Source organism: Enterococcus sp. NPDC086594 (genome assembly GCF_044746145.1).
Taxonomy (GTDB): domain Bacteria; phylum Bacillota; class Bacilli; order Lactobacillales; family Enterococcaceae; genus Enterococcus_D; species Enterococcus_D entomosocium.
In genome coordinates, this window is sequence record NZ_JBIVBP010000002.1 from 218,450 (window position 1) to 239,208 (window position 20,759).

General features: G+C 42.9%; 17 protein-coding genes, 1 riboswitch and 1 other annotated feature. Of the genes, 10 read left to right on the forward strand and 7 right to left on the reverse strand.

Going from position 1 to position 20,759, the window contains the following annotated elements:
• The first annotated feature begins 65 nt into the window (after positions 1-65).
• From ACIPK1_RS05480 to ACIPK1_RS05505, 6 genes are all read left to right on the forward strand, one after another.
• Positions 66-830, forward strand: a complete 765-nt coding sequence (locus ACIPK1_RS05480) for an ABC transporter ATP-binding protein (protein ID WP_005236606.1) — start codon at positions 66-68, stop codon at positions 828-830.
• On the forward strand, positions 820-2,874 hold the full coding sequence (locus ACIPK1_RS05485; RefSeq protein ID WP_400450161.1) for an FtsX-like permease family protein: 2,055 nt from the start codon (positions 820-822) through the stop codon (positions 2,872-2,874). Before ACIPK1_RS05480 ends, ACIPK1_RS05485 begins: the two co-directional genes overlap by 11 nt.
• Positions 2,875-3,009: 135 nt before the next feature.
• Positions 3,010-4,092 (forward strand): M42 family metallopeptidase, encoded by a 1,083-nt coding sequence (locus ACIPK1_RS05490; protein WP_005236602.1) that lies wholly within the window; start codon positions 3,010-3,012, stop codon positions 4,090-4,092.
• Between the two features lie 9 nt (positions 4,093-4,101).
• Complete coding sequence (locus ACIPK1_RS05495) at positions 4,102-4,887, forward strand: DUF975 family protein (RefSeq protein ID WP_253271647.1); 786 nt, start codon at positions 4,102-4,104, stop codon at positions 4,885-4,887.
• 207 nt (positions 4,888-5,094) lie between these two features.
• Entirely contained in the window at positions 5,095-5,835 is a 741-nt protein-coding gene (locus ACIPK1_RS05500; RefSeq protein ID WP_005236590.1) for an MBL fold metallo-hydrolase, read from the forward strand.
• A gap of 18 nt (positions 5,836-5,853) precedes the next feature.
• Positions 5,854-6,858 carry a lipoate--protein ligase gene (locus tag ACIPK1_RS05505; protein ID WP_400450163.1) on the forward strand — a complete coding sequence of 335 codons (1,005 nt, stop codon included), beginning with the start codon at positions 5,854-5,856 and terminating at the stop codon, positions 6,856-6,858.
• Between the two features lie 47 nt (positions 6,859-6,905).
• On the opposite strand, the gene proS is transcribed toward ACIPK1_RS05505, so the two are convergent.
• Both proS and ACIPK1_RS05515 read right to left on the reverse strand, forming a co-directional pair.
• The gene (gene proS / locus ACIPK1_RS05510; protein ID WP_016621221.1) at positions 6,906-8,339 is read right to left on the reverse strand and encodes a proline--tRNA ligase; all 1,434 of its coding nucleotides are present in this window, start codon (positions 8,337-8,339) and stop codon (positions 6,906-6,908) included.
• 41 nt (positions 8,340-8,380) lie between these two features.
• Positions 8,381-8,585: a binding site (T-box leader), on the reverse strand.
• A gap of 96 nt (positions 8,586-8,681) precedes the next feature.
• Complete coding sequence (locus ACIPK1_RS05515; protein ID WP_400450165.1) at positions 8,682-10,523, reverse strand: hypothetical protein; 1,842 nt, start codon at positions 10,521-10,523, stop codon at positions 8,682-8,684.
• Positions 10,524-10,701: 178 nt separating this feature from the next.
• Here ACIPK1_RS05515 and ACIPK1_RS05520 point away from each other — a divergent pair, with 178 nt between their 5' ends.
• On the forward strand, positions 10,702-11,220 hold the full coding sequence (locus ACIPK1_RS05520; protein WP_016613282.1) for a signal peptidase I: 519 nt from the start codon (positions 10,702-10,704) through the stop codon (positions 11,218-11,220).
• 62 nt (positions 11,221-11,282) lie between these two features.
• Here ACIPK1_RS05520 and ACIPK1_RS05525 read toward each other — a convergent pair whose 3' ends face one another.
• Genes ACIPK1_RS05525 through ACIPK1_RS05540 form a run of 4 tightly spaced genes read right to left on the reverse strand, consistent with a single transcriptional unit; the run spans position 11,283 to position 14,517 of the window.
• Positions 11,283-11,963: an energy-coupling factor transporter transmembrane component T gene (locus ACIPK1_RS05525; RefSeq protein WP_086372801.1), complete on the reverse strand. Its 681-nt coding sequence runs from the start codon at positions 11,961-11,963 to the stop codon at positions 11,283-11,285.
• Positions 11,890-13,302 carry an ABC transporter ATP-binding protein gene (locus ACIPK1_RS05530; protein WP_400450167.1) on the reverse strand — a complete coding sequence of 471 codons (1,413 nt, stop codon included), beginning with the start codon at positions 13,300-13,302 and terminating at the stop codon, positions 11,890-11,892. Before ACIPK1_RS05530 ends, ACIPK1_RS05525 begins: the two co-directional genes overlap by 74 nt.
• Complete coding sequence (locus tag ACIPK1_RS05535; protein WP_005236560.1) at positions 13,299-13,901, reverse strand: ECF transporter S component; 603 nt, start codon at positions 13,899-13,901, stop codon at positions 13,299-13,301. The genes ACIPK1_RS05530 and ACIPK1_RS05535 overlap by 4 nt, the downstream gene beginning before the upstream one ends.
• Positions 13,894-14,517: a YkoF family thiamine/hydroxymethylpyrimidine-binding protein gene (locus ACIPK1_RS05540; protein WP_005236559.1), complete on the reverse strand. Its 624-nt coding sequence runs from the start codon at positions 14,515-14,517 to the stop codon at positions 13,894-13,896. Before ACIPK1_RS05540 ends, ACIPK1_RS05535 begins: the two co-directional genes overlap by 8 nt.
• Positions 14,518-14,611: 94 nt before the next feature.
• Positions 14,612-14,711: riboswitch (TPP riboswitch) on the reverse strand.
• A 323-nt stretch (positions 14,712-15,034) separates the two neighbouring features.
• Here ACIPK1_RS05540 and ACIPK1_RS05545 point away from each other — a divergent pair.
• Together ACIPK1_RS05545 and ACIPK1_RS05550 are read left to right on the forward strand one after the other, a co-directional pair.
• Positions 15,035-16,579, forward strand: a complete 1,545-nt coding sequence (locus ACIPK1_RS05545) for a metal ABC transporter solute-binding protein, Zn/Mn family (protein WP_400450170.1) — start codon at positions 15,035-15,037, stop codon at positions 16,577-16,579.
• Positions 16,580-16,644: 65 nt separating this feature from the next.
• Positions 16,645-17,655, forward strand: a complete 1,011-nt coding sequence (locus tag ACIPK1_RS05550) for a plasmid pRiA4b ORF-3 family protein (protein ID WP_008381564.1) — start codon at positions 16,645-16,647, stop codon at positions 17,653-17,655.
• A 93-nt stretch (positions 17,656-17,748) separates the two neighbouring features.
• Here ACIPK1_RS05550 and ACIPK1_RS05555 read toward each other — a convergent pair whose 3' ends face one another.
• Positions 17,749-18,864, reverse strand: a complete 1,116-nt coding sequence (locus ACIPK1_RS05555; protein WP_400450172.1) for an NAD(P)/FAD-dependent oxidoreductase — start codon at positions 18,862-18,864, stop codon at positions 17,749-17,751.
• A gap of 118 nt (positions 18,865-18,982) precedes the next feature.
• Between ACIPK1_RS05555 and recQ the strand changes: the two genes are divergently transcribed.
• Positions 18,983-20,749, forward strand: a complete 1,767-nt coding sequence (gene recQ, locus ACIPK1_RS05560) for a DNA helicase RecQ (protein ID WP_005236551.1) — start codon at positions 18,983-18,985, stop codon at positions 20,747-20,749.
• The last annotated feature ends 10 nt before the right edge of the window (positions 20,750-20,759 follow it).

Consider the following 20,759-nt stretch of genomic DNA (forward strand, 5'->3'; position numbering starts at 1 on the left):
GCAGAAGTATTCAATGATAAAGTATGCTACCATAAGGAGAGAATTTTTTTAAAGGAGGGTTCTGTGTGAAAAATATGATCGATGTGAAGCATCTGACAAAAAGTTACGGCACCCGTTTCAATCAAACCAAAGTATTAGATAACCTTTCTTTTGCAGTGGATCAAGGAGAATTTGTTGGGGTCATGGGGCCAAGCGGTGCTGGGAAAACGACCTTGATGAATCTTTTGTCTTCAATCATGCGACCTAGCTTAGGCTCGATCTATATCGATGGCAAAGACATTACCCGAATGTCGGAAAAAGCCCTCAGCGATTTTCGCCGTCAGCAGATTGGCTTCATCTTTCAAGATTTTAATCTTTTAGAGACATTGACAGCCAGAGACAATATTTTGCTGCCTTTAGCGATTGATCGCTTGCCCGTGAAGGAAACCCAAGTACGTATCGAGGAGACGGCCAATTTGTTAGGGATCGAGCACTTGTTGGATCGCTACCCAGAAGAATTGTCTGTAGGGCAAAAACAGCGGGTCGCTGCTGCTCGAGCAATCATCAGTCGTCCGGCGGTCCTTTTTGCTGATGAACCCACTGGCGCCCTTGATTCAAAAGCGGCGACAGAATTATTACGGTATTTAGCACAAATCAATCAACAAGAGAAAACAACGATCTTGATGGTCACCCATGATCCTTTCACCGCCAGCTACTGCAATCGGATTCTGTTCATTCGCGATGGTGTCTTCTTTGCGGAAGTTGTCAAAAAAGGCAGCCGTCAGGAATTTTTCGAAAAAATCATCGATATGCAGGCTACGATTGGAGGCGGTCCGCGCCATGTTGTTTAAAATCGGCTGGCGGAGTTTTTTGCGGCAGTTTCGCAATTATATGGTGTATTTTATTTGTATGATGACCGCCGTGATGATTTTTTATTCCTTTAACGCCTTGATGAATGATCGTCTGCTGAATCAACGGGTCCAGCAAGACATCCGCATTGAAGGGGTATTAGGATTTGGCAGCAGTGTGGTCGCATTTGTTGTCTTGTTTTTTATGCTGAGTGCCAATCATTTTTTTCTTAGTCAGCGACAAAAAGAAATCAGTGTTTACCAGCTTTTGGGGTTGCGACAAGGTCGTCTTGCTTGGCTGTTGCTACGGGAAACGTTTTTACTAAATTTTTTTTCTCTAGTGACCGGTATCTTTATGGGAATTATTTTTTCAAAATTCTTCTCAATGATTTTGATTCGGGCGATGGGCCTAAATTTGACCAGTCATTTCTTTAATTCACCGCAATCGATTTTTTCGACGGTCTTTGTCTTTATCGCCGCAATGATTATATTGAGTATTCAAGTGATCCTTTTTGTTTGGCGTACCCCAATGAGTGAATTGATCAAGACCGAATACCGCTTACCGATCAAAAAAATGAAAATGACTCCGTTTCGTACATTGATGGGGGTCCTAGGTCTGATTTTACTTGGGGTAGGGTATTATCTGTCATTGACCCTAAGGGAAACATGGACCAACTATATCACGTATACGCAAGATTTTTCAGCGATTCTATGGATCCCTTTACTGATTCTATTTTGCTGTATAACGGCAACCTATCTCTTTTTTGATTGTTCCTTGCCAGCACTGTTGTATTTTTTGAGTAAACCAAAAAAACGCCTTATCAAAGGGGCGAAGTTGATTGCTTACAATAACGTGCGTGCTTACTTGCAAAGGACGTGGAAAAGCTACGCCCTTTTGACGATTATCACTGCAATCGCGATTTCATTGATAGGGGGAACAATGGGGGTCATCTCTTTGAATTACCAAGCAACGAACCGTATCTATCCAACTTCCTTTCAGGTGTCAGGAGAGCAGGCAGGGGCCTTGCGTACCCTTTTAGAAAAGTCGGATGTGCCAATTAGAGCGGAACAAGCAATTCCCTACAAAATGACCAATATGACGGTGCAGACACGCTACCTAGGAGAATTGCAAGATGAAAGTGTCGAAAATATGATGGTGAATCTGGTGGCACTTTCGGATTATCAGCGTCTGCGAAAACTGGTTCCGGGTGCTCCTGAGATTCGACTGAGTACTGATAAGCAAGCTGTACTTTTTGACAGTCAATACGACGTAACTCGTTCATTTATCACATATCGCGATGAAGTCAAAGTCGGCAGTCAGCATAATTTTAAACTCATTCAAGCCGAACAAGATTATTTTGGTGATAGTGCTTTACGCTATTCTTTACCCAATGTCCTTGTCATTCAAGATGAGGCGTACCAACAAATCAAAGGATTCACCTATACCATTGCTTATTTACAGACCGAAAATGTGCAAACAGACGCGCTGACACAGTTGTTGGATGAAGAGCTGCCAATCGAGTGGGCGCATCCATTGACCTATGAATTTAGCGACGACCAAAAAAACGTACGCTTTTATCCAGAGACCGCTCGGGATTCAAGTAGTGATAGTGGTCAGACGACCGCATATCGGCTAACGTTAGCCAATCGCTTTACAACAATGCGCGGGGTGCGACGACAAGCAGGAATCATTTTGTTCGTATCGCTATTTGTTGGGGTGATCGTTTTGATCACCACGTCTAGTAGTTTGATCGTTCGGCAATTTTCTAACACGGAGCGGGAAAAGTACAATTACCGACTATTGACAAAATTAGGCTACACCCGTAATGAAGTGCGCAAGTTGGTGTACTGGCAAAACATTTGGATTTTTATGCCTGGCACCTTATTGGCGATTTTGCATGCGGTATTTGCCATCAATACTTTCACACAGATCATCGATAGTCCCGGGTATTGGGTTGCTCATTTGTTTGCAGCAGTGGCAGCAGTCGTCTATCTGTTTGCCTATTTGATTACCGTCAAGCTGTGTCTGCGGATTATTGAAACTTGATCTATTTATACGATAAAACGATTCTAGGAAACTAGGATCGTTTTTTTTCGTTTAACCAATCTTTTTGTATTTCCCTCTGGCACCAGATTAAGAGAATGGTATAATCATAATCAATGAGACAAAGGAGGAAGCAAGATGGAGAAAAAAGAAGAACAGCTTTTAATAGACCTAACGACTGCACGTGGGGTTCCTGGGAATGAGGAGGAAGTGCGTGAAGTCTTTAAAGAATATGCCAAAGACTTTGCTGAAGATATCTTTTTTGATGGTTTAGGAAGTGTCATTGCCAAACATGTTGGTGATGGCGGCGGTCCGAAAATTTTTATTTCGGGACATATGGATGAAGTCGGCTTTATGGTAACGAAAATTACGGAAAAAGGCTTTATCGAATTTCAAACCCTTGGTGGCTGGTGGGGGCAAGTGATGCTGGCACAGCAAGTGGAGATCAAAACCAATGATGGCAAATTGATCCACGGTGTCGTCGGCTCAAAACCACCCCATGTGTTGAGTCCAGAGACTCGAAACAAACCTTACGATATCAAAGATATGTTCATCGATATCGGCGCGTCAAGCGAAGAGGAAGCCAAAGGCTGGGGCATCCGTCCTGGAGACATGATCACCCCCTATATCCAATACAAACGGATGAACGACAGCAAATTTTTGCTAGCCAAAGCATGGGACAATCGAATCGGTACGGCGGTATCACTACGGGTATTAGAAACCTTGGCAGCCGAAGGACATCCAAACTGCTTGTTTGCCGGCAGTGACGTGATGGAAGAAGTTGGACTACGAGGTGCGCGAACAAGCACTCACTTAGTGAATCCTGATATCGCTATCGCCCTAGATACTGGTACCGCTGGGGACACACCTGGAATGACACCAAAAGAAGCGGATTCTGTGTTAGGCAAAGGCCCACAAGTCTTGATTTTCGATGCTTCCATGATTCCTCACAAGAAATTATTGGATTTTGTGATCGATGTCGCCGAAGAGATGGAAATTCCTTTCCAATATACCGTGATCACTGGTGGGGGAACCGATGCTGGTCAAATGCATTTGACTCGTGATGGGGTTCCTTCGATCGCTATTACTGTGCCAGTTCGTTACCTGCATTCTCATACTTCTGTCATTCATGAGGATGACTACTTCAATACAGTCAAGCTTGTAACGGAAGTGGTTCGCCGCTTAGACGATAAGACCGTTAAAGCATTGCGCAGTTATTAAGGTGAGTCTATGAGATCAAATACAATGATTCGAGAGACGGCTAAAAACTCCTTGCGCGGATTCTGGGGAACGTTCGTCTTAAGTATTTTAGCAACGGTTGCGGTACAAGCGGTGGTCAGCTCGCTTTTTAGTAGTATTGGGACTTCTTTTGGTGCAAACAATGCAGAGAGCTGGATCGATCTGATCTTGGACAATTTTGTCTTCTTTGCTTTTTCAGTAGCATTGAGTATTATGGCACTCTATCTGGTTCGTGGCAGAGGAATCCAGGTGGCGGATATTTTTCTCGTCTTTGATAAGCGTCTGTATGTACCGTTTTTGCTACTAAATTTAGTGAGCGCGCTTTTAAATTATCTTTTGAGTTTTGCGATTTTCTTGCCGCAATTTGTCTTATCAGGCCTTAATCAATATTTGGGCTTGGTATTCAATTTTAATCGGGGAATTTCTATTGATGTATCGATGTTTAACGGTTCGATCGCTTTTGTTATTGGGACGATTCTCTCCATCATCTTGTTCTTCTTTTTGTCGCAAGTCGTTACTGGTGTGATCCAATTAGCAATCTATCTACGCTATGATCAGCCGGAATTAGGGGTTCTTCAGTCTATCAAAGTAGCCTTTGCTCTCTTGCGACCGCATCTGGGGCAATACATTTGGCTGCAGTTATCACTGATTGGTTGGTTTATTCTGGGTTTCTTGGCGCTTTTGATCGGGATGTTGTGGGCAAACGCCTATGCGTATGCGGTCAACGCAGCATTCTATGAAGAATTGATCAATGAACAACGAGCGCTGATCAGATAAGCAAAAAAAGACGACGTACCATTGAAATGGTTCCTTAAGGATAGAGTTGAACACTCATTCAAGGGATTCATCAATAGACGTCGTTTTTTTCTCATTTTCTTGATCCTTTTTCGCAAAAAAAATGGTCAGATTTTAGTCAAATCAGCTGAGATGTGATAGCATAAAAGAAGTAGAAAATCAGCTGGAGCCAAAGAGGAGGAAACACATGTGAAAATAACTGTCTTAGGTTGTTTAGGTGCCTATCCGTATAATGGTGAAGGGACTACTGGCTATTTAGTAGAGTCAGATGGCTTTCATTTGCTGCTTGATGCGGGAAGTACCACCTTGGTCCAATTAGAAAAGATCCTTGATCCCTTAGACTTAGATGCAGTGATTTTGACACATTACCATCACGATCATATTGCGGATCTGGGGGTATTACAATACTATTGGCAATTATATCCCGAAAACGAAGAACGGCAGGTTTTGCCGATCTACGGTCATGGGGAGGACAGGGTTCATTTTGAAAGTCTGACGATGCCGGGAGTGACCCAAGGATTTGATTACCTTCAGTCTGAGTCGTTGGAATTGGGCCCTTTCACCATTACCTTTATGAAAACGATCCATCCAGTCACTTGCTATGCCATGCGATTTGTTGAGAAAAGCACGGGCAAGGTCTTTGTTTTTACTGGAGACTCTGGCTATTTAGAATCTTTCGTTCCGTTTGCTGAAGGGGCTGACTTATTCTTGGCAGATACCTATCTTTTTGCAGGAAATGAGCGGCACAAGGCTCATTTTACTTCAAAAGAAGCAGGGGAGATCGCCCATGCAGCGCAGGTGAAAAAATTAATGTTGACGCATTTGCCGCAACATGGTGACTTAGAACAGTTACGAGAAGAGGCTGCACTAGCTGCCAATGGAATCCCTGTTGAGTTGGCGGCTGTTCAAAAAATAGTAGAAATCATCTAATTAGGAGGAACAAATAGTATGCTTTTTGTACCGAATGAACTGAACGACCCACGCATCAATTTAGCCATCGAGATTTTTCTTCTTCAAGAAATGAAAGTGGATGAACCCATCTTACTTTTTTACATTAATGAACCATCGATTATCATTGGACGCAATCAAAATACGATCGAAGAGATCAATAAGGAATATGTGGATGAACATGGGATTCATGTCGTTCGTCGTTTCAGCGGCGGCGGTGCAGTCTATCATGATTTCGGAAACTTGAATTTCAGCTTTATTATGCCTGACGATGGCAATTCTTTCAGAGATTTTGAAAAACTGACCAAACCAATCGTCCAAGCCTTGCATGAGATGGGGGTTGAAGGGGCGCAACTAAAAGGGCGCAACGATCTTGTGATCAATGACATGAAGTTTTCTGGGAATGCGATGTACGCAACGAATGGCCGGATGTTTGCTCATGGGACGATCATGTTTGACAGTGACATCAATGAAGTGGTCAACGCCTTGAAAGTCCGCAAAGACAAAATCGAATCAAAAGGCATCAAATCGATCCGCTCAAGAGTGACAAATATCAAACCATTCTTGCCAAAAGAGAAGCAAGACATGACGACTGAAGAGTTCCGTCAAGAAATCTTATTGAAGATTTTTGGTGTCGATTCCGTGGAAGAAGTCAAAACCTATGAACTGACTGAAGAGGATTGGGACAAGATCAATGAGATTTCCGATAAGTATTATCGCAACTGGGATTGGAATTACGGTAAATCTCCAGCTTTTGATATTGAACGCCGTCATCGCTTCCCAATCGGCTCCATCGAAGTTCGTTTGAATGTGGCAGAAGGAAAAATCACGGATGCCAAAATCTTTGGCGACTTTTTCGGACTAGGGGACATTGCAGATGTCGAACAAGCCCTGATCGGAACTCGTTATGCCAAGGAAGATTTGGCACAAGTCATCGCCAACATTGATGTTAAAAAATATTTTGGCAACATCACGCCTGAAGATTTTCTTTCATTGATTTATTAATCAAAAAACGAAGCAGCCTTTTCAATCTGGCTGCTTCGTTTTTTCTATTAGTATGCGCGGGCGATCCAAACGGTATGCTTGGCAGGTTTGCCACTGACGATATCGACTGTTTTTTCCATTGGTGCTTCAAACGGAATGTTTCGGGTAGTAAAGCCGGTTTCTTCTTTGATTTTCGCTTCCGTTTCTTCCGAGCCGTCCCAACCGATCAAAACAAAGCCAGTCACTTTGTCTTCTTGTTTGCACGTTTCGATATGGGCTTTTAGTTCATCCAATGTATCGATGTTGGTGTACTCATTATCTTTGTTACGTTCCTTCGCAGCTGCCAATAAGCGTGGGGTCATTGCTTGCAGTTCTTGATCAACGAAGGCTTCCAAGTGCTCAAGGGCGACTGTTTGCTTGTCAGCCAAGTCGCGGACTTTGACCATCACTTTGCCAGCTTCTAAATCTCTTGGGCCACATTCGATTCGCAAGCAAGCGCCTTTTAGTTCCCATTCATTGAACTTATAGCCAGGTGAGTTATCAGAATCATCCAATCGAACACGAATGCCCTTGGCTTTAAAGTTGGCATACAGTTCTTCTAATTTTTCTAAGATGGCTGGATTCTTTTTCCATGGACCGACTGGTAACAACACAACTTGGGTTGGTGCAATGGTTGGTGGGAAAACTAACCCATTTTCATCGCCATGGGTCATGATCAAGGCCCCCAACAAGCGGGTAGAGACACCCCAAGAGGTTGTGTGGGCATGGACATGCTTGTTTTCTTTCGTTAAATACGTAATATCAAATGCTTCAGCAAATTTTGTCCCCATGTAGTGGCTGGTTCCTGCTTGGACTGCTTTGCCGTCTTTCATCATCGCTTCGATCGAATAAGTATCAACTGCTCCAGCAAAACGCTCGGAAGGGGTTTTTTGTCCGCGATAAACAGGGATCGCTAGGAATTCTTCGCAAAGGCGGGCATATTCATCCAAGATTTTCATGGTGCGTTGACGTGCATCTTCTTCGTTTTCATGAGCGGTATGGCCTTCTTGCCATAAAAACTCTGAGGTACGCAAGAAAGGCAATGTTTTCTTTTCCCAACGAAAGACGTTTGCCCATTGATTGATTTCATAAGGCAGGTCACGGTAGGAGTTGATCCAATCAGAAAAGGCAGAGCCAATCATGGTTTCTGAGGTTGGACGCAAGGCCAAAGGTTCTTCCAATTTTTCATTGCCGACTTCTGTGACCCATGGCAATTCAGGCGCAAAACCTTCAATATGATCGGCTTCTTTCATAAAGAAATTTTGCGGAATCAGCATTGGGAAGTACGCATTGCGAATGCCCTCTTTTTTCAAGAATCGATTGAACTCTTCTTGGATATGCTCCCAAAGTTCGAAGCCGTCAGGACGGAAAATAATGGAGCCTTTCACTGGGGAGTAAGCCATCAATTCGGCTTTTTGGATCGTTTGGATATACCATTCTGTAAAATCATTTTTTTGTGTCATTCTTTTTCCTCCTTAAAAAAATAAAAAAGCATCTCGTCCTAAAAAAGGACGAAATGCTTGGATTTCGCGGTACCACCTTTGTTGATTATCTATCGGGATAATCCAACTCGTAAAGGATAAGGCCTTTCCACCGACCGTTTTGCGGTCATTGCCATTGGGTAGGTTCATTTTATCAGTGGGTGTCGATTTTTCAGCTGCCATCGACTCTCTAAGACCATCATAAAACTACTATTCCAATGCTTGTTGCTGTTCTTTATCATGCTAAAGCGAAAAAGCGAAAAAAGCAAGAGTTTTTTCGCTTTTTCTTAAAATCGCTCCTTTAAAACTAATGTAGCAAGACGGTCAGTCGAAAGACAGCGGATCTATTTTCGCCCTAAGTGTCAAATGCAAGAGGTGAAGCCCGTCAGTTTCTTCAATCCGGATACTTCCTTGGTAGGCTAAACAAAGTTGTTCTAGCATTTGAATGTCAGCCTGCATCGCCTGTCGTTTGGTTTCATTGTTCTGTAGTTTTTCTGCTTCTTCATTTGAGAGAAGCGGCATTTGGCAGTCGATATGCAACTGGCCGTTCGTGTCATTCACCCTCAACGCGAGTCTTCGCTTTTGAGGATCAGTGACCGCACAAGAGTATCGGATGGCGTACTCTAGGCAATGAGCGATCAAGGATAGACGATCATTTTCCGCCAATTGTTCCAGTGGTTCTATGATGCCATCACAGGCAAAGGTGATCCTTTTTTGAGCAGCTGTGTGTTTATAATTAGCAAGCAGCATCGTCGTGAGTGATTCTTTTTCAACGGAAGGACTCGTTAACTGCTGCTTGATCTGTTCTTCAATCTCACTAAGGCCTTCATAGGCCGCTGCCAACTGCTGATCTTCTAACATATCCTTGACCGTATGGGTTCTTTGTTTGATGGTCCGTAAAACTTGCTGCCATTTTAACGTTTGTTCAGGGCTGATCGCTTGTTGGTTCTCATATAAACGCACTTTGATGTCTGCCGTATCGATCTGCTTATTTTTACCCTCGCTGGCAAAAAAGAGTTCAAGGAAGCCGTAGCAAGTAAAAATGATAATTAATAAGAAAAAGATGATCGAACGCCAATTAATATCAGATTGTGGCAAAACTAAAATATCCTGAATATACAAGAAACAATGACCAATAGCCGCAATCACGATCCAAGGCGCACAAATGACATAAAAAGGATTTTTTTTCAATGCTTCATAGATTGCTGCAAAAGAAGTAATGAAGGTACTGGTAATATTCAACAAGAACATATAATTCATGATGACGGGCAAACTTTGTGCTTGGAAAAGTGCGAAAAGTATCGCTAATAGACCGAATGAATAGTGGAAGTATAACCATTTCTGGTAGTACTTACGAATAAAATGCATATTTGTACAGTAAAAGCCGATCAAGAACATTGGTGTAATAATAGAAAGAATATTTAACATTACGGAGTTGACGATCGGGGGAAACAGTAGTCCACCAAGCATATCGCTGAAGCCCGCTTCCAAGCCTGCTGTTAAGGCAAAGCCGCTGAATAAGAGAGAAGATATTTTCAGCCTTCGTTGATTGATAAAAGAAACTAAGACATAAAATAAATTGATGATACAAATAAAACCAGTAAATAAAAGAATGTAAATATTTAAAATTGACAGACTGAAGACATAGCCGATCAGTGCATTTGCAGGGCCAAAAAAGACTTCTGCTGGGAAGCCAGAATAGGTGTCAAAAGGACTAGTCACGTATATTTTCAAGGTTTTACCAACATAATCCTCAGGCAAGGTGATAAAAGACAATGTTTTGCCTGGATGATTGAGAGTCAGTGGATCATTGGGCTCATCGTTGGTGTAAATTTCTTGATCATCGAGATAGACAGTCATGTGTTGATGATCGCCAATTAGTAACATTGTAGGGTATTTATAATCGTTGGTCATTTTTCGCTTCATCACAAAACGATCATTGGCTTTTACACTAGGTAAATGTTTCACATAACGGCTAATAAAAGTAGATTCGGGATTGTCCTCAGCATAGAAAATCCAGTCTTCCTTTTTCTCCACTGCATGGATATCAGAAGTTGGGAATAAAAAAAGAACGAGAAAAAAGACAATACTTCCCAGTAAAAATAGGACCAGAAGGATGAAGGGAATCCAACGCTTTAAAAAAAACTTGTTATTTAAAAAAGGCATACTTTTTCTCCTCTGTTTTTTAATCGCCTTTAGCATAATATAAATAATTAAATAAAGTCAAATAATAATCGAGTAATCTTCGTATAAAAATTCAATGAAACGTTTTTAAATATTTGAAAAAATTAGAGTTATGTTATAGAATCATAAAAGAAACTGAGGTTTAGAAGGAGAATAGAAAATGAAGCTTTTTCCAAAACAAAGTATCATGCTCTCACTTTTTGTACTGATGTTCATGCTGCTGTCTGTACTAATTGTGGTGATCCCACATGCGTTTGGTTTCACAATGGCTATTGTTGCTAGTGATGCAATGGAACCGACATATTCTGAAGGGACACTCCTTTTTGTAAAAAAAGCTTCTGAAGATAATTTAGTGGTTGGCAACGAAGTAACGTATTATGTTGATCAAGGTAGACAGATGCGGACGCGGCGAATCGTTGCGGTTGGGGAAAATCAATCGGTGCTCTACACCATTGGCGACAATCAAAATCAGATGGAACCAAACGAAATTCAAAAAAGTCAATTGATTGGCCAGCCGATATTTTATATTCCCAAAGTAGGGGCCTGGTTGAACCAAACGACGATCCAGCTGTTTAAAAACATGTATCTTCTTTTCGCCTTGTATATATTAGCAACGACGATGTTTGTTACGTTTTACCAAATCAAATCTGGCTCAGTAAAAAAGACGATCACTTCTTAATAAATCAATGAAAAAAGACAAAGAAACCCTTACGTTTCTTTGTCTTTTTGTCTCTTTCCCCTTTATAGGATGAGTGTTCCGCCAAGTCCCACCATCAAACATAAGGATAAAAACAGCGTATCCATAAAAGTGATTCGAAATGTCTTGGCATAAGTTCGCTTTCCTTCACCGTCGAAACCTCTTGAAAGCATTGCCGTCGCCAAAAGTTCGGACCAGCGAATGGATTTGACGAGTAAAGGAATCAACATTTTGAAAGAAAACGAATTGACTGAGATTCCTCTGGAACGCATGCTATTGCGGATGTTTTGATACTCTGCTGGAATGATCGGAGCAATTTGAAACGCAGCGAGCAGACCGTACGCAAAAACGGCAGGTAGATGCAGCTGTTGCTGCAGCGAATAAATCAATTCATTGATCGTGGTCGTCACACTGAAGGAACTGCCCAGAATACCGAAGCAGTAGATACGGCTCGCCATGTCAAGCCCATAGTGAATAGCTGTCGTTGAGGAGGGGTCGCCTTGATGGTCTTGATAGTAAAGGAGACCAGTGAAAAAGACCCCTACAGCTGCCAATGTCAATGCAGAAAAGAGCAAAAGACTTTTTTTCAAGGAGCGCTCTTTTACAGTAATAACGAAGAATAGGACAGAGAGCAATAAATTCAATCTGAAATTATTTTGAAAAGAAACCACTAAGGCGAGTCCTAAAATGGCGAATAACTTGACTGTGGGATTGAGTGTACGCATCTGCGACCTCCTTTTGATAGCAATTGAAATCAATGATTTGCGAGCAAAACTGTTGCAACAATAAGACATCGTGACTAACGATCAAAACTAACGTGCCAGTGGTTGCTTTAGCAGCTAATAGTTCCATGATCTGCCAAGCTTGTGTGACATCTTGACCATATGTCGGCTCGTCTACTAGCAGTAGGTCGACCGGGCGCTGCAGTAAGGAGGCAACAGCCAAGCGCCGTTGCTGTCCTTGACTCAGTAGAAAAGGCGACAGGGCACTCTTGTTTTGCAGACGCAATTTTTCGAGTAGTTTGTCGCTCTCGGTCGGGGCGCTTCCTTGGCTAAGCTCTTGCGCAACGGTAGCTGCCAAAAATTGGTCTTGCGGATTTTGCATGATCCAACTGATGGAGCGAAAAGGTGACGGATACTTCTTGATTGGTTTACCTGCCAAAAGAATATCCCCTTTATAGGCCTGCTGCTGTAAAATAGCTTTTAAAAACGAAGACTTGCCGCTGCCGCTACGTCCAGTGATTCCAATCAGTGAGCCCTTATCAAAGGCAAGATCTGGGAAAACAATTTCATGGTTTCGGATGGGTAATCGGAAATTTTGAAATGAAAGCCGTTTTTCGTTAGAAGTCGATTTAATGTTCACAAGCGGCAGCGACTTGCGTAGGTGCTGATCAAGTTGGCGGAGCGCTGCTTGATTGATCGTTCTGAATTCCTCTTCAATCAGCAGCCACTCATCGACCCAGTTAGCGGTCTCTTTGATTTGATGATCGATCAATAAAATACCAAGAGCATTTTTGTGTTGGATTTGCTGCAGTTTTCGTATGACTTTTTGACTTGTGTCCGAATCCAAATTGGCAAAGGGTTCGTCCAAAAGCAAGTAACGACTTTTTAATATCAGACAACAAGCCAATGCGGCTAGCTGTTTTTCACCACCAGACAAGGTCGTGAAAGGTTGATCAGCAAGGTGGGTAATCTCGCAAAATGCCAAAGCTTCAGCCACTTTGTTTGGCATGTCTTTTTGGGGAATACATTGATTCTCTAAACAGAAAAGCAACTCTTCTCGAGGTGTTGCCATGCAAAATTGCATATCAGGATTTTGAAACAATAAGCTGACGGACGTGCTTCTTTCCCGGATGGAAAGCTGGTTCATCGTTTGGCCGTCAATCGTATACGTCCCTCCATCAAACCCCTTCTCATTTAGTCCCGCTAAGAGATGGAAAAGGGTGCTTTTTCCTGTTCCTGAAGCACCATAAATCCCTTTTGTTTCACCAGGGGCCAAAGACAGAGTCAATTCAAGTCGCTTTTGATCCACCAAAAAACTGCCGTTTTTTACCGACAGGCTCATGCGGTTTTCCGTTTGACGATGACCGTTTGATCTTCAGCAATGGGGTAACTGTTGAGGACCCCCATCCGTGTCAAGTGGTCACAGACGATCTTCACTAAAAAGGCTGAAAAGAATAACGAAGAAAGCAAGCGAATAAGAAAGATCGCCAACAGCAACTGCCATTGTAGGTTAATGAAATTTGACCGAATGATTCCCCAAAGAAAACTCGTGATCGTGGCGCCCACGGCTCCAGTAACTAAAGGGAACCACCCGTAGCGTCGGTAGCGGCCTAATGCAAAGCCGGCTTCTGTTCCGATCCCCTGTACAAAACCGCTAATAAAAATGATAGGTCCATAAAAATTTCCCATAAACACTTCTAAAAGAGCCGCAATCATTTCAGTGATCGTAGCTGCTCCCGGCTTACGTAGCACATATCCGGCAAAAGCTGCCGCCATGAACCAAACACCAAAGATAAACTCATTGGCTAAGACAGATAAACCAAAGGGCGTTAGAAGCGTACCTAACAACAATCCGAAATGGACAGCCCCAAGATAGATCACGCCAAAAATCAACGAAGCAATTCCTACCATGATGACATCTTTCAAAGCCCACTTAGTCATGTGGCATCGCCTCCTTTTTTGAAGGGCTATTGACCGAAACAGTCGCTTCCAGAACATAGTGGGGGAGATGGTCATGGGCATAAGCTAATGCGGCTTCAAAATAAGCAAAGAGTTGGCTTGCTGATCCGGTCAGCATCGTCACATAGTGAGCGGAACGAGGGCTCAAGCCATGAGTCTCTGCCAGTTGGACGATCGTGGCGATTTCTTCCATATAATGATTTTCGCCAAATACGTAAAACGAATATTTGCAATCAACCAAAAAGTCACCATTCGCTAGGTTCTTTCCTTTATTGGGTTGCGCCTGTTCACCATTCAAGAATGTGTCACCCGCAGTGTCTCCGGGACAGCCTTTGGAAAAAGTAAACTCACCCACGAGGTGTGTCTTTGATTCGTAGGCGTTGATAAATAGCGCCTCTGCTGCGTCTATCACACTAGGCGCTTCCCCTCGAAAAAGGGTACTGAACAGATCGGTCTGCTGCCAAACAGCGCTCGTATTCGTTTTTTCGATACTTGTTAAAATTTGTTGCGCGAAATGGTCTTTCATTGGGTACAAGCTAACTCGGCACCCCGTGATATCGATCCCATCTGCCGCACAGGCGATTGGTTCATTTGTCATTTTTCTCTTCTCCTCTCGATGGTTTTTCTGTCTACAAAAAAAGCGTTCCTCCTTTTTCTATCCACACGTAGACAGAAAAAATGGGAACGCGAAAAATCATGCGCTGCCACTTCCCTACGTTGGTACTAACCAAATCAGGTTCTAAGGGACCAGACATACGTCTATCTCAGCATAAAGCGCCCCTAGTGGATAATCTTGTATTCAATTACCCCTCGAGTGTAGCACAGGAGGCGACAAAGGACAATAGATAGCAATTTTCGTCATTTGCCAATTGTTGCCGAATCAACCGATCCATTCAGTAAGTTAATAATGATATCAGCAGTGGTACATATGAAAGTTTTTACATATAAAAAAACATCTTGAAAAGCTGTTGACAAGGAGTAAATAGTTGTGTAAAGTAGAAAACCGATGGTAAAACGTAAACGTTACGTTTTGTTTTTGTAAATCGTAATTGATTTATCAGTGTTTTGCCGAGGAAAAGGAAATATGGAAAAATAAAAAGGAGTGTATTTTGAAAATGAAGAAGTTTTTTAAAATAACGATGTTATCAACAGTAGCCCTAGCTTTGGCGGCCTGTGGACAAGGAGGCTCTGATGCAACTGAACAATCAGGCAACGCTGCTTCTGATAATGAACAAATCCAGGTCATGGCTACGTTTTATCCGATGTATGATTTTGCTCGTCAAGTTGTAGGGGATGAAGGGGAGGTTGAATTATTGATGCCCGCAGGCACTGATTCCCACGATTATGAACCTTCTGCAAAGGATATGGCAAAGATCCAAGATGCGGATGTTTTCGTCTACAACAACGAGAACATGGAAATGTGGGTTCCTTCGATTGAAGCCACGTTAAATGACGGGGATGTGACAGTGGTTAAAGCCACAGAAGGAATGGTCCTGTTACCCGGTGACGATGACCACGACCACGATCACGATCATGACCACGACGATGATGGTCATTCTCATGAATTAGATCCCCATGTCTGGTTAGCCCCAAGCTTAGCCATGAAACAAGTAGAGGCGATTCGTGACCAGCTGAGTGAGGCTTATCCGGCGAAAGCGACAGCCTTTGCTGAAAATGCTGCAAATTATTTAGCACAGTTACAAGATCTTCATGAATCGTATGAAGAAGCATTTAGCAATCCGGCGCAAAATCATTTTGTAACGCAGCACGCCGCTTTTGGTTATTTAGCTTTAGAATACGGATTGACTCAAGTTCCGATCTCCGGTCTTTCACCAAGTGAAGAGCCTTCCGCTTCACGGATCGCAGAACTAAAAGAGTTCGTTCAAGAAACAGGCATTCAGACGATCTATTTTGAAGAAAATGCCAAAGACAGCATTGCCCGGACGTTAGCGTCAGAAGCAGGAGTCGAACTGGCTGTTTTGAATCCATTAGAAGGCTTGACCCAAGAGCAGATGGATAACGGGGAAGACTACATTTCAATTATGGAGCAAAACCGCGATGCCTTGAGAAAAACCACCGATGTAGCAAATGACAAAGAAATGGCTGAAGCCGAAAAAGAAAAAACAGTTTATAACGGCTACTTTGAGGATGCCGATGTACAAGACCGTCCTTTATCTGACTGGGCAGGAGACTGGCAATCCGTTTACCCATTTTTACAAGACGGAACATTGGATCAAGTGTTTGATTATAAAGCAAAAATGGACAAGAAAATGACGGCTGACGAATACAAAGAGTATTATACGACAGGGTATCAAACGGATGTTGCTCAGATCAAGATCACAGACAATACAATGACATTTATTTTTGATGATGGTACAGAGAAAGAAGCTAAGTATGTGTATACTGGCAAAGAGGTTTTGAACTACTCAGCTGGTAATCGTGGCGTACGCTTCTTATTTGAAAGCACCGATGAAGATGCGGCGTTCAAATATATCCAATTTAGCGACCATATGATCGCACCAGGTGCTTCACATCATTTCCATATCTACTTTGGCAACGAGAGTCATGAAGCGTTACTAGAGGAAATGGAGCATTGGCCGACCTATTACCCAACGGGGATGAGCGGATTAGAAATTGCACAGGAAATGCTCTCCCATTAAAAAAAAGATTGACAATCCTCGCTCTTTTCGTCAAAGTAAACTTGATAGGAAGGAGCGAGATTTTTTTGGAAAAAACATTGAAGAAATTAGCGAAAGTGATTGACCGGATGATGGATCACGTTGATTTGTATGGCGGACCCAGTGTGGTTAGTGACGACGATCTTGAGCATTACTTAGATCCTGTTTTTTACTTGATCTTTTGCGCGGAAACAGATGGCGGCATGACCAAACTAAAAGACAAAGTCTTTGTTGAATGGGTATATACTGAAATGCTGCCTCAAGAAGTACCGTACAGTCTAAATTTTCTTCCGTTTGCCAAAACAGCCATTGAAGACTTTTATTACTGCATGTATAAAGAAAAGCATATTACCAAATCGCAATACCTAGAAATTGCCTTTGTATTGGCTGAAAAACAACCTATCTTTTTCGCTCGGATGTCCAAACCACAGTTTTGGTCAGCTGAAAAGAAAGAAGCGATGTTAGCAATGATTAAAGACACCGATCCCGAAGAACATGATCTATTGCCCGTTGATGACCCACGGATTGCTGCAATCTCGCCAAAAATCGTCCCATTTCCAACAAAACATACGGCCTTTGATGACGCAGCAGATACGCCGGTTGCCTATCAGGTCCGTATTGATTTAGAAGGATACCGTCCGCCAATTTGGCGTCGTTTGATTATTCCTGCAGGGCTGACCTATGAACAGCTACATATTTTGATCCAGATTGCCTTTGAGTGGATGAATCAACATTTGTATTTGTTTATTGCCGGCTCGAAATCGATCGGCTTAGGCAATTCCGTTCCAACGGATGCGTCCGCTATTGACCAAGATTTTCAGTATTGTAAGTCCATGACCTATATTTATGATATGGGGGCAGATTGGACACATAAGATCAAGATTGAAAAAGTGTTGACAGCAGAGGATCATCCGAATCCGGTCGTCCCGGTTTGTATCAAAGCTGTGGGCGATGTCCCGATCGAAGATGCCTTTGATGATGATATCCGTGAACCACTGGATCGTGAGATCATCAATGAAGTTTTACTCGATTATTGGGAAACAGGAGAATATGTTTAACTAGTAGTTAGGAAATTGTCCGTAATTTTACAAGAATCAAACAGCACAACCACCAGACCGTAACGGTTCTGGTGGTTTTTTAGTGGTCTCCTATCAAAGGCACTTTTTGATATACTCTATCATCGGTTTGGTGTAGCACGAGAAGTCTGTTGGTTGCGCATGTACCTCATTGATCCGATTTGCTAGAAGATAACCGATGTAAGGTCCCGTCGTTAAACCGGAAGAACCTAGCCCGCTGGCGGCGAACAGATTCGTTTCATCAGGCACTTCCCCAAAGAAAGGCGCAAAATCAGAGGTATAAGCGCGTGTGCCGACTCGCATAGTCATTGGGGCAGCAAAGAGTGCTTCGGGGTCTTCAAGAAAAGCACCGATTCCTGTCATCAATTGCTGTTGGGCTGCTTCAGTAGGTGTCAAATCCCAACCAGCATCATTTTCATGAGTAGCGCCAAATAAAATTTGACCATTAGAGAAGGGAATCAAGTCGCCTTCGCCTTCTAGCATGGCGACCGGCCAACTGTTTGTCGGCAGGTTGGTGGCAAAAGAGAGCAACTGGCCTTTTTGCGGACGGATATCAACCTGATACCCTAAAGGTGATAACAAGTCTAGTAATCCCGGTCCAGCTGTCAGGCAAAGAATCTCGGTTTCAAGAAAGTGATCCTTGGTTTTGATTTGCCAATGGTTGTCGGTTCTGACGATCTCAGCTTTTTCTTCAATAAAAGTCACTTGCTGCTGCTGAGCGTTTGCTTTTAAGTGGGCAAGATAAGCCTGACCATCTAAGCGGCCACCGCCTGTGATTCGTAAAGAGGGCATTTCTTTTAGTAATGGCAATACCTCTTTGGTTTGTGAGCCCGTCAGTAAGTCGATTTCGCCGATTCCTGGTGCCTCCTTACGTCGATTTTCAGCTAATTCTGCCAATTCTTGAAGCGCCTTTTCTGGTCGCACTACTAAAGTGCCACATGGGGCATAGATGGATTCATCTAAAGCAAAATCCCGTACCAATTTCGGGAAGAAAGCGGCTCCGTCTTGTGCTAACTGGTACCATTTTTTATTGCGGCGTTTGGATAACCAAGGGGAAATGATGCCAGCGCTGGCAGATGTTGCTTGACCGATGAGGGAATCAATGACAGTCACGTCAAATTTGGTTTTATCAAGATAATTGGCGAGGGTCAAACCGATGATCCCACCGCCGATAATCATAACTTTTTTCATAGTAGAAGACTCCTTTGTTTGATTTCATTGAAAAGCGAATAAAAAGCGAAAGTTCTCTTAATGCCGTTTTCTTTGCGTACTTAATTGCGTATAATAAGGAAATGGAAAAGAGGGTATTATGCAAACTATTCAAACAGTCTTAAAAGAACATTTTGGCTATTCACAGTTTCGTGAAGGTCAAGAGACGATTATTCAATCTATTTTAACACAACAAAATGTTTTGGGAATCATGCCCACAGGTGGAGGGAAATCCATTTGTTATCAATTGCCAGCGCTCTTGCTGGATGGAGTGACCTTGGTCATCTCCCCTTTGATTTCATTAATGAAAGACCAAGTAGATAGCCTCGTTGATATGGGGATCCCAGCAGCGTATATCAATTCTTCCTTGACAGGAGCACAGATCAATCAACGCTTGCAAGAAGCACGCCAAGGGCGAATCAAACTGCTGTATGTTTCGCCAGAACGCTTAGACTCAGAATCTTTCCGCTACTCATTGCGGCAGATGCCGATCGCTTTATTGGCCGTTGATGAAGCCCACTGTATTTCCCAATGGGGACATGATTTTCGCCCGAGCTATCTGCGACTCGCCGAAACGATCGAAAACTGGGAGCAGAAGCCAACGATCGTTGCCCTTACCGCGACAGCTACACCCAAAGTTGCTGAAGACATCGAAAACTTACTTTCAATTCCGGCAGAAAATCAAGTCAAAACCGGGTTTGCTCGGGAAAATTTGGCTTTTCAAGTCGTCAAGGATCAAAAAGATACCTACATCACAACGTATTTGAAAATGAACCAAGGACAATCAGGTATCATTTACGCCAGTACCCGCAAGGAAGTGGAACGGATCTATCACCTGTTGAAACATGAACGCGTGTCCGTCGGGTATTACCATGGCGGACTTTCAGAAGAAGAGCGCTCATTTTTCCAAGAAGAATTTCTTTATGACCGCCTGCAAGTGATGGTAGCGACCAATGCATTCGGGATGGGAATCAACAAAAGCAATGTCCGTTTCGTGATCCATGCCCAGATACCTGGAAATTTGGAGTCTTATTATCAGGAAGCCGGGCGTGCCGGACGAGACGGCGAACCCAGTGATGCGATCTTACTTTATGCTCCACAAGACATGCAGATTCAGCAATTCTTTATCGATCAATCCGAATCAGATATTCTTTATCGCCAAAACGAATACTTGAAATTGCGGGAGATGAGCCAATACGGACATACCCAACTGTGCTTACAGCGCTATATTTTGCGTTATTTTGGAGAAGATGGACCCGATTGCGGTCGTTGCAGCAATTGCCTTGATGAAAGAGAACAAGTGGATATCACAGTGGATACACAAAAAGTGTTGTCATGTGTGAAACGAATGGGCGAACGCTTCGGGAAAGCCTTGGTGGGGAAAGTGCTAACGGGCTCTGGCGACCAAAAAGTCAAACAGTGGGGCTTTGAAAAGTTACCAACTTATGGATTAATGAAAGATTGGTCTCAAAAGGAAGTCAATCAGCTGATCGATTATTTAACAGCATCAGGGTATCTTTTGCCGTCAGAAGGGCAATACCCTTTGTTAAGTGTGACCAATGCGGGGATTGATGTGTTGCTTGGAAAAGCAAAAGTTTATAGAAAACAAACCAAAGTCAAACAGTTAGTGGTTGATGATGAACTGTTCGATCAACTGCGCACCTTACGATTGAATCTCGCACAAGAACAAAATTTGCCGCCGTATGTCGTTTTTTCTGATAAAACACTGCGAGAATTGGCGGAAGTTCAGCCAAAAACGCCGATCGATTTTTTACAGATCAAAGGGGTTGGCCAAAACAAATTGGATAAGTATGGCGATGCCTTTTTAGCATTGCTTTCTGAATACGAAAAGACGGAAAGTGATTAAAAAAGACCAT